Raw genomic sequence first — 14,617 nt, 5'->3', positions numbered from 1 at the left:
ATGACCTCAACATTACGCCCACACGATCTTATCTGGCTGAATGCGCGTGACGCGCTGGAAGAGACCACGGAATCCTGGGTGGATGACGTTTGGCATACCGGCCTGCCGGTGGTTGTGCGGCGTGATGTTGACGAGGCGGGGCGTATCCCCGTCGGTGTGCGCGGCATGAAGCGCTGTCAGCGGGCGGCGGGTTGGGTGAATCCTGATGCCGTCACCCGCGTCTGTACCCCGGAGTCGCTGGTTGACCCGCAGGCGATGCTGCGTTCACCGTTTATCTCTCAGCCACCGGTTCAGGTGGCTTTGTTGCTGTCACAGCAAGCGTGGCCGTGGATATGGGGTATTACCGGTAGCACCGGTTATGCGCTGGCGACCGGGATCCCGGTGATTCATGCCAGTAGCGATTTGGATTTGCTGATCCGTGCCCCGCAGGCGCTATCACGCGAGGTGCTGGAAAAATGGCAGCAACAGCTCACGGACGGCCTGTGCCGCGCGGACACTCAGGTAGAAACGCCGTATGGCGCGTTTGCCCTAAACGAATGGCTGCGCGACGGCAGGGCACTGTTAAAAACATCGCAGGGGCCGCGGTTGGTGAGCGACCCGTGGAGCAGGGAGGAGTAAATGAAAATTCTGTTCACCTTTCCGGGACAGGGAACCCAGCATCCAGAGATGCTGCATAACCTGCCGGGAACGGAATTGGCGCTGGCACGTGAAGTGCTGGGTGCAGAAGCGGATACGCTGGATTCCCCTGACGCATTGCAACACACCCGAGCGGTACAGTTAGCGCTGTTGATTGCCGGGGTTGCCTGGGCGCGCGAGCTGGAACGTCGCGGCGTTTCACCAGACATTGTGAGCGGGCTGTCGATTGGTGCATATCCGGCAGCGGTGGTGGCCGGGGCGCTCGACTTTACCGACGCGCTTAAACTGGTGGCGTTGCGCGGTGATTTGATGGAGCAGGCCTATCCACATGGCTACGGCCTGACGGCGATCATGGGGCTGACGTTATCGCAGGTGGAATCGCTGGTGGCGGGGAGCGGAACGTATATCGCCAACCTCAATGCCGAAACGCAGATTGTGATTGCCGGGACTGATGAGGCAATGGCTGGAGTGGCAAAACGGGCGTTGGAGAAAGGGGCGAGCAAAGCGCATCGTCTGGCGGTTAGCGTACCGTCACACTGCGAACTCCTGGCAGAACCTGCGCAAAAATTGGCAGAGGCGTTTAGCCAGGTGACACTTTCTCGTCCTCGCTACGCTTATCTCAGCGGCAGCACTGGACGCGTGCTGTGGCAGCCGGAGCGCATTGCTGACGATTTGGCGATGAATATGGCGCGCACCGTGCGCTGGCAGGAGGCGGTTGTCTCCGCCAATGAGCGTGAAGCCCGGCTGGCGATTGAAATGCCACCCGGCGGTGTGCTGACCTGCCTGACGCGTCAGGCGGCGTGGGAAGGGGAGTCAATTTCGCTGGAACGCAGCGGCGTGGATGTTGCTGTACATTTGGCGAAACGGCTGCGTGCATAGTGGTATTGCCTGATGGTGCTGCGCTTATCGGGCCTACAAAATCGGTAGGCCGGATAAAACGCGTTAGCGTTGCCATCCGGCAATCAGGCTCCGCTCTTCAAACTCCGCGCATACATCCGCCCTTCGGCAGCTAACGCCAGCAAACTCGGGTCGCGCTCGCGGTTGCGGGCAAAGACAATCGCGATAAGTTGCTGCATTTGATAGGGCTCGGACAGCTTTTGCAGCTTCACGGTATTCTCATACATCTTCTTCATTCGCCCTGGCATCAAACAGAATCCAACCCCTGCCTGCACCAGACTGAGCATCGAGAAAATATCGTTCACGCGAGTGACGATTGAAGGCTCAAACCCGGCGACATGAAACGCTTCCTGGAAGCCCGCATAGGTGGCAAAGCCTTCCGCCAACGAGACGAACTTCTCATTGCGATAATTGCGAAGATCCGCTGTTTTGCTGGGATCCAGCGCTGCCGTGATCGGTGCAGCAAGGTAGATGTCATCGTGGAACAGCGGCAACACTTCCAGACTGTTACGGTCGATCTCGCTTTCAGAGATCGAGATCAGAATCGCATCCAGGGTACCGCTCTCCAGCATATTCAGCAGGGCTTCGTTTGATCCCATCGTCAGATCCATTTCCAGATCCGGACGACGTAGCTTCATACCCATAATCAGGCGTGGCACTGTTTCCAGCGTTAACGAGTAGAGCGTGCCGACACGCAGACGGCCCTGACCGACGCCCGCCGTTTTGCGCGTCTCTTCCAGCCCACGTTCCATCAACTGGGTCACTTCCTGACAGTACTCCAGCAGCGTCCACGCCGCCGGTTGCGCAATCAGGTTACGCCCTTTGTGTACAAACAGCGGACAACGAACGTTCTCTTCCAGCGTATGCAGCGCCCGATGCACGCTCACGCCGCTGATATCCAGCGCCTCGGCGGTACGGGCGATGTTGCCCTTCTCCATAAAGGTCATGAAGATGGTCAGTTTGCGGAAGGTAATATCATCGGTGATTGATAAGTTCATCGTCCGCCTTTCGTGGTTAGTCGTTCTGCAGCATCTGCTCAAGTTGCTCTTGCGCGTCCAGCCAGGCCATTTCACACTCTTCCAGCCCCGATTTAGCGCTGGCTTGCTGTTGTAAACATGCGGTCAGTTCGGCCTTGCGGCTTTGGTCGTACAGCTCGCTGTCACCGAGTTTTTCTTCCGCTTGTGCCTGCTGTGCCTGCAGCTTCTCCATCTCTTTTTCGAGACGGGTAATCTCTTTACGCAGCGGCTGGGTCAGGGTGCGCAGTTCGGCTTCACGGCGCTTCTGGTCTTTACGCGCCTGGGCGCTGTTGACGCTCTCTTTTGCAGGTTCATCGCTCTGACTTTCCTGCTTTTGTACGTCGCTCAGCCACTGTTGATAATCTTCCAGATCACCGTCGAACGGTTCAACCTTCTTGTCGTGCACCAGATAGAAGTCGTCGGTGGTGGAGCGAATCAGATGACGGTCGTGCGACACCACCACCAGTGCGCCTTCAAAATCGATCAACGCTTCGGTCAGTGCCTGGCGCATGTCGAGATCCAGGTGGTTAGTCGGTTCATCGAGCAGCAGCAGGTTCGGACGCTGCCAAACGATAAGCGCCAGTACCAGTCGTGCCTTTTCACCCCCCGAGAAGCGAGCGGTCTGTTCGGTGACTTTATCGCCCTGGAAGCCGAAGCCGCCGAGGTAATCACGCAGCTTCTGTTCTAACTCCTGTGGCGCCATACGGGCCAGATGCTGAATGGGCGATTCATCCGCGCGTAAAAACTCCAGCTGATGCTGGGCGAAGTAACCGAGCTTAATACCTTTCGCCAGACCGATTTCACCGCTAATCGGCGCCAGTTCTCCTGCCAGCAGTTTAATCAGTGTGGATTTACCCGCGCCGTTACGGCCTAACAGGCCGATGCGTGACCCTGGCACCAGGTTCAGCTTGATGGAGTCGAGAATAATGTTCTCGCCATAACCTGCGCTGACCTTCTCCATTTTCAGCAGTGGGTTAGGCAGGCTTTCGGGTATGCGGAAGCTGAAGTGAAACGGGTTATCAACATGGGCCGGGGCAATCAGCTCCATGCGTTCCAGCATCTTGATACGGCTCTGCGCCTGCTTGGCTTTGGTGGCCTGCGCCCGGAAGCGGTCGATATAGCTTTGCAGATGCGCCACGCGCTCCTGCTGGCTTTCGTACATCGCCTGTTGCTGTGCGAGGCGAGTGGAACGCTGTACTTCAAACGCGCTGTAGTTCCCGGTGTACTCGAACAGGGTTTGCTGTTCGATATGAATAATCTTATCCACCACCGGATCGAGGAAGTCACGGTCGTGGGAGATCAGGATCAGCGTACCCTGATAGCTTTTCAGCCATCTTTCCAGCCAGATTACGGCGTCGAGATCGAGGTGGTTGGTCGGTTCATCAAGCAGCAGCAAGTCAGAACGGCAAATCAGCGCCTGAGCCAGGTTAAGACGCATACGCCAGCCACCGGAGAAATCGCTGACCGGGCGTTCAAGTTGTTCGTTAGAAAAACCGAGGCCGTGCAGCAGGCTGGCGGCACGCGAGCGCACGGTCCAGGCGTCGATGGCGTCCAGTTTGCCGTGCACGGTGGCAATCGCATGCCCGTCGTTACGTTCGTTGGCCTCGTTCAACTGTGCTTCCAGTTGACGATACTCGCGGTCGCCGTCAATGACGTATTCCAGCGCAGGCTGAGCAAGCGCGGGCGTTTCCTGATTTACCCAAGCGAGCTGCCAGTTACCTGGGTATGTAAACCCGCCAGCGTCGGCGCTGATTTCATTTTTCAGCAATGCCAGCAGGGTAGATTTACCGCAGCCATTCTTACCCACCAGGCCCACTTTCTGACCTGGATTAATGGTGGCCGTGGCATTTTCCAGCAGGACGCGCACGCCGCGACGAATTTGTAACGAGGAGAAAACAATCATAAGGCGCCGTATGTTCAGACTATGTTAATTTATCATTATGATAATGTAATGTGTGGGCGGTTTGCCGCACCGAGGCGCAATGGTAGCCCAAAACGCCGAAAATAGACAAAGACATAACCGGGAGGGGGATGATGTTCCAGCCAGCGAAAGTTTTGCTGCTGTATGCCCATCCGGAATCTCAGGACTCGGTCGCGAACCGGGTGCTGCTTAAACCGGCCATGCAGCTCAGTAACGTTACCGTGCACGATCTTTATGCGCACTATCCTGATTTTTTTATCGACATCCCGCATGAGCAGGCGCTGCTGCGTGACCATGATGTGATTGTTTTTCAGCATCCGCTGTATACCTATAGCTGTCCAGCGCTGCTCAAAGAGTGGTTTGACCGTGTGCTGAGTCGTGGGTTTGCCAGTGGGCTGGGAGGAAATCAGCTGGCGGGAAAGTACTGGCGGAGCGTCATCACCACCGGTGAACCCGAAAGCGCGTACCGCTATGACGCGCTGAACCGCTATCCAATGAGCGATGTGCTGCGCCCCTTTGAGCTGACAGCCGGTATGTGTCGAATGCACTGGATGAGCCCCATCATCGTTTACTGGGCCAGACGGCAAACGAAGCAGGAACTGGACAGCCATGCCAAAGCGTATGGTGAATGGCTGGCAAATCCAATCCCTGCGGGAGGCCGCTGATGGAAGGTTCTGATTTATTGACTGCGGGAGTGCTGTTCCTCTTCGCGGCGGTAGCGGCGGTGCCGCTGGCGTCAAAACTGGGTATCGGCCCGGTGTTAGGGTATTTGCTGGCAGGGATGGCGATTGGGCCGTGGGGATTAGGATTCATCAGCGATGTGGATGAAATTCTCCATTTCGCCGAGCTGGGTGTGGTCTTTCTGATGTTCATTATTGGGCTGGAGCTTAACCCGGCCAAACTGTGGCAACTGCGGCGCTCTATCTTTGGCGTCGGAGCCGCGCAGGTGATGCTCAGCGCGGTGATTTTGGCCGGGCTGCTGATGCTGACCCACTTCTCCTGGCAAGCAGCCGTGGTGGGAGGGATTGGTCTGGCGATGTCGTCCACTGCGATGGCGCTCCAGTTGATGCGGGAAAAGGGGATGAACCGCAGCGAATCCGGACAGCTGGGCTTTTCGGTACTGCTGTTTCAGGATCTGGCGGTGATCCCGGCATTGGCGCTGGTGCCGTTATTGGCGGGCTCTGCCGATGAGCATTTTGACTGGATCAAAGTGGGCATGAAGGTGCTGGCTTTTGCTGGCATGTTGATTGGTGGACGCTATTTGCTGCGCCCCGTTTTCCGCTTTATTGCGGATTCCGGCGTGCGGGAAGTGTTTACTGCCGCCACGCTGTTGTTGGTGCTCGGTTCTGCTTTATTCATGGACGCGCTGGGGCTGTCGATGGCGCTGGGAACGTTTATCGCCGGCGTGTTGCTGGCGGAAAGCGAATACCGACATGAGCTGGAAACGGCTATCGATCCCTTCAAGGGGCTGCTGTTGGGGCTGTTCTTTATTTCTGTGGGGATGTCGCTCAATCTTGGCGTGCTGTATACCCATATCCTGTGGGTGGCGGTAAGCGTTATTGTGCTGGTGGTGGTTAAAGCGCTGGTACTGTATGTGCTGGCGCGCCTGAATGGCATGAGAAGTTCGGAACGGATGCAGTTTGCCGGAGTATTAAGCCAGGGGGGCGAGTTCGCGTTCGTACTGTTTTCAACCGCGTCCTCGCAACGACTGTTTCAGGGCGATCAAATGGCGCTGCTGCTGGTGGCCGTCACGCTATCGATGATGACCACGCCGCTATTGATGAAGCTGATTGATAAATGGCTCTCCCGCCAGATTAACGGCCCGGATGAAGAAGATGAAAAACCCTGGGTGGAAGACGATAAGCCGCAGGTGATTGTGGTGGGATTTGGCCGCTTTGGTCAGGTAATTGGGCGTTTGCTGATGGCGAACAAAATGCGTATTACCGTGCTGGAGCGGGATATCAGCGCGGTGAACCTGATGCGTAAATACGGTTATAAGGTGTATTACGGCGATGCCACGCAGGTGGAACTGTTACGTTCTGCTGGTGCAGAAGCGGCACAATCGATCGTCATTACCTGTAACGAACCCGAAGATACGATGAAGTTAGTGGAATTGTGCCAACAGCATTTTCCACATTTGCATATTCTTGCGCGCGCGCGCGGACGTGTAGAGGCGCATGAGTTAATACAGGCTGGTGTGACACAGTTTTCCCGCGAAACCTTCTCCAGCGCACTGGAGTTGGGGCGAAAAACGCTGGTGTCATTGGGGATGCACCCGCATCAGGCGCAGCGTGCCCAGCTGCATTTTCGTCGGCTGGACATGAGCATGTTGCGGGAGCTGATCCCTATCCACACAGATACGGTACAAATCTCTCGAGCCCGAGAAGCCAGGCGCGAACTGGAAGAGATTTTCCAGCGTGAAATGCAGCGAGAGCGACGTCAGCCGGACGGCTGGGATGAATTTGAGTAGAGGATAACCATGGCAATTCGTAAACGTTTTATTGCAGGTGCAAAATGCCCATCCTGCCAGGCGCAGGATTCACTGGCGATGTGGCGCGAAAATAATATCGATATTGTTGAGTGTGTTAAGTGTGGTCACCAGATGCGGGAAGCGGATAAAGAAGCCCGCGAGCACGTTCGCAAAGAAGAGCAAGTAATAGGGATTTTTCATCCGGACTAGCGATATGCCGCAGCTTTTTTTAAGCTAGAGGGTACACAGGTGCAGAATTCCGCTACAATCTGCGCCACTATTCTTTCCATGCTCAGGAGATATCATGAAAGTAGCAAAGGACCTGGTGGTCAGCCTGGCCTATCAGGTACGTACAGAAGACGGTGTGTTGGTTGATGAGTCTCCGGTGAGTGCACCGCTGGACTACCTGCATGGTCACGGTTCCCTGATTTCTGGCCTGGAAACAGCGCTGGACGGTCACGAAGTTGGCGATAAATTCGATGTTGCTGTTGGCGCAAACGACGCTTACGGTCAGTATGATGAAAACCTGGTGCAGCGCGTGCCGAAAGACGTCTTCATGGGCGTTGACGAACTGCAGGTTGGCATGCGTTTCCTGGCGGAAACCGACCAGGGTCCAGTACCGGTAGAAATTACCGAAGTGGAAGATGACCACGTCGTGGTTGACGGTAACCACATGCTGGCTGGCCAGAATCTGAAATTCAACGTAGAAGTTATCGCTATCCGTGAAGCAACCGAAGAAGAACTGGCTCACGGCCACGTTCACGGTGCAAACGGCCATGACCACGATCACGAACATGGTCACGATGGTTGCTGCGGCGGTCACGGCCATGACCACGATCATGGTCATGAACACGGCGGCGAAGGCTGCTGCGGTGGCGGCGGTAAAGGCAAAGGTAACGGCGGCGGCTGCGGTTGCCACTAATCGGTATGATTGCCTGATGGCGCTACGCTTATCAGGCCTACCGTAGGACGGATAAGACGTTTACGTCGTCATCCGGCACAAAAAAAGCGGGGAAACCCCGCTTTTTTTACGTCTTAATAATGCGGTGGTGGCGTCTCTTCAGACTGCGACGCAATATGGGATGGCTGCGTTGCTTTAAGCTTCTCCGTCAATAGACGCAGATGATCGCGCAGTTTAGCCATTTCCAGTTCGTGAGCGGTGACCGTCACGTTGAGTTCTTCAATGGTGATTTCCTGAAATGCCAGGCGACTTTCCAGCTCAGCCAGGCGGGTTTCCATCGTTGTATCCTGCATGATTCACCTCTTCTGTTATTTCCGGCAGATCGCGGACTGCGGCGAATTTTACTCAACTTTGTCTGTTTGCACAGCACTCATTCCTTCGCAACGAAACTAATTTAAACAAAAAGAGTCTGAAAAGTGGTGATAATAGGGCGTGCCCGTATGTTGATTTGTTCTGCAACGCTTTATAGTACATTTTTGTGTTAGTTAACCCTGGGGTGAGATGCCCCGGCCCTGGAGAGATGGATGAAATCACTGTTTAAAGTAACGCTGCTGGCGACCACGATGGCCGTAGCTCTACATGCCCCGATCACCTTCGCCGCCGATGCTGCGAAACCAGCCGCTACTGCTGACAGCAAAGCCGCATTCAAAAATGACGACCAAAAATCTGCTTACGCGCTGGGCGCGTCTCTGGGTCGTTACATGGAAAATTCCCTGAAAGAACAGGAAAAACTGGGCATCAAACTGGATAAAGACCAGCTGATCGCTGGTGTTCAGGACGCGTTTGCTGATAAGAGCAAGCTGTCCGACCAGGAAATCGAGCAAACCCTGCAGGCGTTCGAAGCGCGCGTGAAGTCTTCCGCTCAGGCGAAAATGGAAAAAGACGCGGCTGATAACGAAGCCAAAGGTAAAGTGTACCGCGAGAAGTTTGCTAAAGAGAAAGGCGTTAAAACCTCTTCTACTGGCCTGGTCTACAAAGTAGAGAAAGCAGGTACTGGTGAAGCACCGAAAGACAGCGATACCGTTGTAGTGAACTACAAAGGCACACTGATCGATGGTAAAGAGTTTGATAACTCTTACACGCGTGGTGAGCCGCTATCTTTCCGTCTTGACGGTGTTATCCCAGGCTGGACCGAAGGTCTGAAAAACATCAAGAAAGGCGGTAAAATCCAGCTGGTTATTCCACCGGATCTGGCATATGGCAAAACCGGCGTTCCGGGTATCCCGGCAAACTCCACGTTGGTGTTTGATGTTGAGCTGCTGGACATCAAACCGGCCCCTAAAGCCGACGCTAAACCAGATGCTGCCCCGGCTGAAAAAGCTGCAGACAGCAGCAAAAAATAAGTTACCTAAAACCGCCGCCCACAGGGCGGCGGTTTTTTATTATCGACAGGATATAATTAATACTGGAAAGCGCCTCGTGCGCTGTATTACTTTAGATGCCCCTAATAGTGATGAGCCTGCCCTGACAACATAACGACAGGCTCCTGAAAAGGAGTGCTTTTTTTCATGTCCAGGTCGCTTTTAACCAACGAAACCAGTGAGCTAGATTTGCTGGATCAACGTCCTTTCGATCAAACCGACTTCGATATCCTTAAATCCTACGAAGCGGTAGTGGACGGGTTGGCGATGCTCATTGGTTCCCATTGTGAAATCGTATTGCACTCTTTGCAGGATTTGAAATGCTCGGCTATTCGCATTGCTAACGGTGAACATACGGGTCGTAAAATTGGCTCACCGATTACCGATCTGGCGTTGCGCATGCTGCATGATATGACGGGTGCGGATAGCAGCGTGTCGAAGTGTTACTTCACACGTGCGAAAAGCGGTGTCTTGATGAAGTCGGTGACGATTGCCATTCGCAACCGTGAGCATCGCGTAATTGGTCTGCTGTGTATCAATATGAACCTTGATGTTCCTTTCTCGCAGATAATGAATACCTTTATTCCACCGGAAACCCCAGAAGTGGGTTCTGCCGTGAACTTCGCCTCATCAGTGGAAGATCTGGTTACCCAGACGCTGGAGTTCACGATTGAAGAAGTGAATGCCGATCGTAACGTCTCCAACAATGCGAAGAATCGTCAGATTGTCCTGAACTTGTATGAGAAAGGTATCTTCGATATCAAAGATGCTATTAACCAGGTTGCTGACCGCCTGAACATCTCCAAGCACACGGTTTATCTTTATATTCGCCAGTTCAAGAGCGGTGATTTCCAGGGGCAAGACAAGTAATGCGCTTTGCTATTGTCGTGACTGGACCTGCTTATGGTACGCAGCAGGCGAGCAGCGCATTGCAATTTGCTCACGCATTGATTGAAGAAGGTCATGAGTTAAGCCGTGTCTTTTTCTATCGTGAAGGCGTGTATAACGCCAATCTGCTGACGTCGCCCGCCAGTGATGAATTTGATCTGGTTCGCGCCTGGCAACAGCTTAATCAACAGCATGGCGTAGAGCTAAATATCTGCGTGGCAGCGGCGCTACGCCGCGGCGTTGTTGATGAAACTGAAGCAGAGAGGTTGGCGTTGGCTGGGGCTAATTTACAAGCGGGTTTTAACCTGAGTGGGCTGGGTTCGCTCGCTGAGGCATCCCTGACGTGCGATCGCGTGGTGCAGTTCTAATGAATCGAATCGCTTTTGTATTTTCCACCGTGCCTCACGGGAGCGCATCGGGCCGTGAAGGTCTGGATGCACTACTGGCGACATCAGCACTAACAGAAGATCTCGGCGTCTTTTTTATCGGGGACGGCGTCTTCCAAATCCTGCCAGAGCAAAAACCTGATCTCATTCTGGCACGGGACTATATTGCGACCTTCAAATTGTTGGGGCTGTACGATATAGAACAATGTTGGCTGTGCGCTGCCTCATTGCGCGAACGTGGCCTTGATACGGACATGAAATTCGTTGTCGATGCGACGGTACTTGAACCTGAAGAACTGCGCCGTGAACTGGGCAACTATGACGTCATTATGAGGTTCTAAACGCGCATGCTGCATACTCTACATCGCTCACCGTGGCTGACTGACTTCTCCTCCCTGCTGCGTCTTGTTGGCGCAGACGATGAGCTTTTATTGCTTCAGGACGGCGTGACTGCAGCCATAGAAGGCAGCCGTTTCCTTGAAACGCTGCAAAATGCCTCCATTAAGGTTTATGTACTGGAAGAAGACATTAAGGCTCGCGGGTTGGGTGGTCAAATTTCAGACAGTGTCGTCAGGGTTAGCTATACTGACTTCGTCAGACTTACGGTGAAGCATCCCAACCAGATTGCCTGGTAATTGCGGGATCGTTGTATATTTCTTGACACCTTTTCGACACCGACCTAAAATTCTGCGTCCTCATATTGTATGAGGTCGTTTTATTACGTGTTTACGAAGCAAAAGCTAAAACCAGGAGCTATTTAATGGCAACAGTTAACCAGCTGGTACGCAAACCACGCGCACGCAAAGTTGCAAAGAGCAACGTGCCTGCGCTGGAAGCCTGCCCGCAGAAACGTGGTGTATGTACCCGTGTATATACCACCACTCCTAAAAAACCAAACTCCGCACTGCGTAAAGTATGCCGTGTGCGTTTGACTAACGGTTTTGAAGTGACTTCCTACATCGGTGGTGAAGGTCACAACCTGCAGGAACACTCCGTGATCCTGATCCGTGGCGGTCGTGTAAAAGACCTTCCGGGTGTTCGTTACCACACCGTTCGTGGTGCGCTTGACTGCTCCGGCGTTAAAGACCGTAAGCAATCACGTTCCAAGTATGGCGTGAAACGTCCTAAGGCTTAATGGTTCTCCGTTAAGTAAGGCCAAACGTTTTATATTAATGTCAAACTAAACTCTTAGAGTTTTGGACAATCCTGAATTAACAACGGAGTATTCCCATGCCACGTCGTCGCGTCATTGGTCAGCGTAAAATTCTGCCGGATCCTAAGTTCGGATCAGAGCTGCTGGCTAAATTTGTAAACATCCTGATGGTAGATGGTAAAAAATCTACTGCAGAAACCATCGTATACAGCGCCCTGGAGACCCTGGCTCAGCGCTCTGGTAAAGATGGCCTGGAAGCCTTTGAAGTAGCCCTCGAAAACGTGCGCCCGACTGTCGAAGTTAAGTCTCGCCGCGTTGGTGGTTCTACTTATCAGGTACCAGTTGAAGTCCGTCCGGTTCGTCGTAATGCTCTGGCAATGCGTTGGATCGTTGAAGCTGCTCGTAAACGCGGTGATAAATCCATGGCTCTGCGCCTGGCGAACGAACTTTCTGATGCTGCAGAAAACAAAGGTACTGCAGTTAAGAAACGTGAAGACGTTCACCGTATGGCAGAAGCCAACAAGGCGTTCGCACACTACCGTTGGTAATCCCTTCGGAGTAATAGTCACCAGGCGGGCGCTTCTTGTAAGCAGCCCGCTTTGGGCTACTTAAATTGAACGCCTAAAAGATAAACGAGGAATCAAATGGCTCGTACAACACCCATCGCGCGCTACCGTAACATCGGTATCAGTGCGCACATCGACGCCGGTAAAACCACTACTACCGAACGTATTCTGTTCTACACCGGTGTAAACCATAAAATCGGTGAAGTTCATGACGGCGCAGCCACCATGGACTGGATGGAACAGGAGCAGGAGCGTGGTATTACTATCACCTCCGCAGCGACTACTGCATTCTGGTCTGGTATGGCCAAGCAGTATGAACCGCATCGCGTAAACATCATCGACACCCCGGGGCACGTTGACTTCACAATCGAAGTAGAACGTTCCATGCGTGTGCTTGATGGTGCAGTAATGGTTTACTGCGCAGTTGGTGGTGTTCAGCCGCAGTCTGAAACCGTATGGCGTCAGGCTAACAAATATAAAGTTCCACGCATTGCGTTCGTTAACAAAATGGACCGTATGGGTGCGAACTTCCTGAAAGTTGTTGGTCAGATCAAAACCCGTCTGGGCGCGAACCCTGTTCCGCTGCAGTTGGCTATTGGTGCTGAAGAACATTTCACCGGTGTTGTTGACCTGGTGAAAATGAAAGCCATCAACTGGAACGAAGAAGACGCAGGCGTAACCTTCACTTATGAAGATATTCCGGCAGACATGCAGGAACTGGCTGAAGAATGGCACCAGAACCTGATCGAGTCCGCTGCAGAAGCTTCAGAAGAGCTGATGGAGAAATACCTCGGTGGTGAAGAACTGACTGAAGAAGAGATCAAGACTGCTCTGCGTCAGCGCGTTCTGAACAACGAAATCATCCTGGTAACCTGTGGTTCTGCGTTCAAGAACAAAGGTGTTCAGGCGATGCTGGATGCGGTAATTGATTACCTGCCATCCCCAATCGACGTACCTGCGATCAACGGTATTCTGGACGACGGTAAAGATACTCCGGCTGAGCGTCACGCTAGCGATGAAGAGCCGTTTGCTGCTCTGGCATTCAAAATCGCTACCGACCCGTTCGTGGGTAACCTGACCTTCTTCCGCGTGTACTCTGGCGTGGTTAACTCCGGTGATACTGTTTACAACCCAGTGAAATCGGCTCGTGAACGTTTTGGTCGTATCGTACAGATGCACGCCAACAAGCGTGAAGAGATCAAAGAAGTTCGCGCGGGCGATATCGCGGCTGCGATCGGTCTGAAAGATGTGACAACTGGTGACACCATTTGTGATCCAGACCACGTGATCATTCTGGAGCGTATGGAATTCCCTGAGCCGGTAATCTCCATCGCGGTAGAACCGAAAACCAAAGCTGACCAGGAAAAAATGGGTCTGGCTCTGGGCCGTCTGGCTAAAGAAGACCCGTCTTTCCGCGTATGGACTGACGAAGAATCTAACCAGACCATTATCGCCGGTATGGGTGAGCTGCACCTCGACATCATCGTTGACCGCATGAAGCGTGAATTCAACGTTGAAGCGAACGTCGGTAAACCTCAGGTTGCTTACCGTGAAGCGATTCGCGCGAAAGTTACCGATATCGAAGGTAAACACGCTAAGCAGTCTGGTGGTCGCGGTCAGTACGGTCATGTTGTTATCGACATGTACCCGCTGGAGCCGGGTTCAAACCCGAAAGGCTACGAGTTCATCAACGACATCAAAGGTGGTGTAATTCCTGGCGAATACATCCCGGCCGTTGATAAAGGCATCCAGGAACAGCTGAAATCTGGCCCGCTGGCTGGCTATCCGGTTGTTGATCTGGGCGTGCGTCTGCACTTCGGTTCTTACCATGACGTTGACTCCTCTGAGCTGGCGTTTAAACTGGCTGCTTCTATCGCCTTCAAAGATGGCTTTAAGAAAGCGAAACCTGTTCTGCTTGAGCCGATCATGAAGGTTGAAGTAGAAACGCCGGAAGAGAACACTGGTGACGTCATCGGTGACCTTAGCCGTCGTCGTGGTCAGTTGAAAGGTCAGGAATCTAACGCTACTGGTGTTCAGATTCATGCTGAAGTTCCGCTGTCTGAAATGTTCGGATATGCAACTCAGCTGCGTTCTCTGACCAAAGGTCGTGCATCTTACTCTATGGAATTCCTGAAGTATGATGATGCGCCGAACAACGTTGCTCAGGCCGTAATCGAAGCCCGCGGTAAATAAGCCGCAGGTTAAAAACCAAAATCCCGTGCTCTCTCTATAAGGGGAGAGCACTATAGTAAGGAATATAGCCGTGTCTAAAGAAAAATTTGAACGTACAAAACCGCACGTTAACGTCGGCACCATCGGCCACGTTGACCACGGTAAAACTACTCTGACCGCTGCAATCACC

General features: G+C 53.3%; 18 protein-coding genes. 15 read left to right on the top strand and 3 right to left on the bottom strand.

Annotation, left to right across the window (positions count from 1 at the left end; genetic code table 11):
- The gene (locus tag FCH32_RS16840) at window positions 1–618 is read left to right on the top strand and encodes a malonate decarboxylase holo-ACP synthase (RefSeq protein ID WP_117342447.1); all 618 of its coding nucleotides are present in this window, start codon (window positions 1–3) and stop codon (window positions 616–618) included.
- Window positions 619–1,515, top strand: a complete 897-nt coding sequence (gene mdcH, locus FCH32_RS16835) for a malonate decarboxylase subunit epsilon (protein ID WP_137362540.1) — start codon at window positions 619–621, stop codon at window positions 1,513–1,515. It begins immediately after the preceding gene.
- A gap of 83 nt (window positions 1,516–1,598) precedes the next feature.
- Here mdcH and FCH32_RS16830 read toward each other — a convergent pair whose 3' ends face one another.
- Window positions 1,599–2,531 (bottom strand): LysR family transcriptional regulator, encoded by a 933-nt coding sequence (locus tag FCH32_RS16830; RefSeq protein WP_117342446.1) that lies wholly within the window; start codon window positions 2,529–2,531, stop codon window positions 1,599–1,601.
- A 16-nt stretch (window positions 2,532–2,547) separates the two neighbouring features.
- Window positions 2,548–4,452: an ABC transporter ATP-binding protein gene (locus FCH32_RS16825; protein ID WP_174361235.1), complete on the bottom strand. Its 1,905-nt coding sequence runs from the start codon at window positions 4,450–4,452 to the stop codon at window positions 2,548–2,550.
- A 131-nt stretch (window positions 4,453–4,583) separates the two neighbouring features.
- Here FCH32_RS16825 and kefG point away from each other — a divergent pair, with 131 nt between their 5' ends.
- From kefG to slyD, 4 genes are all read left to right on the top strand, one after another.
- On the top strand, window positions 4,584–5,135 hold the full coding sequence (kefG, locus tag FCH32_RS16820) for a glutathione-regulated potassium-efflux system ancillary protein KefG (RefSeq protein WP_135912833.1): 552 nt from the start codon (window positions 4,584–4,586) through the stop codon (window positions 5,133–5,135).
- Window positions 5,135–6,940 carry a glutathione-regulated potassium-efflux system protein KefB gene (gene kefB / locus FCH32_RS16815; RefSeq protein ID WP_135911301.1) on the top strand — a complete coding sequence of 602 codons (1,806 nt, stop codon included), beginning with the start codon at window positions 5,135–5,137 and terminating at the stop codon, window positions 6,938–6,940. The genes kefG and kefB overlap by 1 nt, the downstream gene beginning before the upstream one ends.
- 9 nt (window positions 6,941–6,949) lie before the next feature.
- Entirely contained in the window at window positions 6,950–7,150 is a 201-nt protein-coding gene (locus FCH32_RS16810) for a YheV family putative zinc ribbon protein (protein WP_005121675.1), read from the top strand.
- A 94-nt stretch (window positions 7,151–7,244) separates the two neighbouring features.
- Window positions 7,245–7,862: a peptidylprolyl isomerase gene (gene slyD, locus FCH32_RS16805; RefSeq protein WP_115257335.1), complete on the top strand. Its 618-nt coding sequence runs from the start codon at window positions 7,245–7,247 to the stop codon at window positions 7,860–7,862.
- A gap of 113 nt (window positions 7,863–7,975) precedes the next feature.
- Here slyD and FCH32_RS16800 read toward each other — a convergent pair whose 3' ends face one another.
- A complete protein-coding gene (locus FCH32_RS16800) occupies window positions 7,976–8,194 on the bottom strand; it encodes a protein SlyX (RefSeq protein WP_003023639.1) in 219 nt (72 codons plus the stop codon).
- 231 nt (window positions 8,195–8,425) lie between these two features.
- Here FCH32_RS16800 and fkpA point away from each other — a divergent pair, with 231 nt between their 5' ends.
- The 9 genes from fkpA to FCH32_RS16755 form a co-directional block, all read left to right on the top strand.
- Window positions 8,426–9,244 (top strand): FKBP-type peptidyl-prolyl cis-trans isomerase, encoded by an 819-nt coding sequence (fkpA, locus tag FCH32_RS16795; protein WP_115257336.1) that lies wholly within the window; start codon window positions 8,426–8,428, stop codon window positions 9,242–9,244.
- 165 nt (window positions 9,245–9,409) lie between these two features.
- Window positions 9,410–10,132: a helix-turn-helix transcriptional regulator gene (locus FCH32_RS16790; protein WP_003023643.1), complete on the top strand. Its 723-nt coding sequence runs from the start codon at window positions 9,410–9,412 to the stop codon at window positions 10,130–10,132.
- Entirely contained in the window at window positions 10,132–10,518 is a 387-nt protein-coding gene (gene tusD / locus FCH32_RS16785; RefSeq protein WP_115257337.1) for a sulfurtransferase complex subunit TusD, read from the top strand. The genes FCH32_RS16790 and tusD overlap by 1 nt, the downstream gene beginning before the upstream one ends.
- Window positions 10,518–10,877, top strand: a complete 360-nt coding sequence (gene tusC / locus FCH32_RS16780; protein WP_096759313.1) for a sulfurtransferase complex subunit TusC — start codon at window positions 10,518–10,520, stop codon at window positions 10,875–10,877. The genes tusD and tusC overlap by 1 nt, the downstream gene beginning before the upstream one ends.
- Before the next feature lie 6 nt (window positions 10,878–10,883).
- Window positions 10,884–11,171 (top strand): sulfurtransferase complex subunit TusB, encoded by a 288-nt coding sequence (tusB, locus tag FCH32_RS16775; protein ID WP_115257339.1) that lies wholly within the window; start codon window positions 10,884–10,886, stop codon window positions 11,169–11,171.
- 125 nt (window positions 11,172–11,296) lie between these two features.
- Window positions 11,297–11,671, top strand: coding sequence for a 30S ribosomal protein S12 (rpsL, locus tag FCH32_RS16770; RefSeq protein ID WP_003023654.1), 375 nt, complete (start codon window positions 11,297–11,299; stop codon window positions 11,669–11,671).
- 95 nt (window positions 11,672–11,766) lie between these two features.
- Window positions 11,767–12,237 carry a 30S ribosomal protein S7 gene (gene rpsG / locus FCH32_RS16765; protein ID WP_016154763.1) on the top strand — a complete coding sequence of 157 codons (471 nt, stop codon included), beginning with the start codon at window positions 11,767–11,769 and terminating at the stop codon, window positions 12,235–12,237.
- A 96-nt stretch (window positions 12,238–12,333) separates the two neighbouring features.
- Window positions 12,334–14,448, top strand: a complete 2,115-nt coding sequence (gene fusA / locus FCH32_RS16760) for an elongation factor G (protein ID WP_096759315.1) — start codon at window positions 12,334–12,336, stop codon at window positions 14,446–14,448.
- A 70-nt stretch (window positions 14,449–14,518) separates the two neighbouring features.
- The coding region (locus tag FCH32_RS16755; protein WP_001363157.1) for a GTP-binding protein at window positions 14,519–14,617 on the top strand (99 nt) is incomplete at its 3' end.

Source organism: Citrobacter gillenii (genome assembly GCF_013337685.1).
Classification (GTDB): Bacteria; Pseudomonadota; Gammaproteobacteria; order Enterobacterales; family Enterobacteriaceae; genus Citrobacter; species Citrobacter gillenii.
Note: the sequence above shows the minus strand (reverse complement) of the source record. Positions and strands in the feature narration are given on the sequence as shown.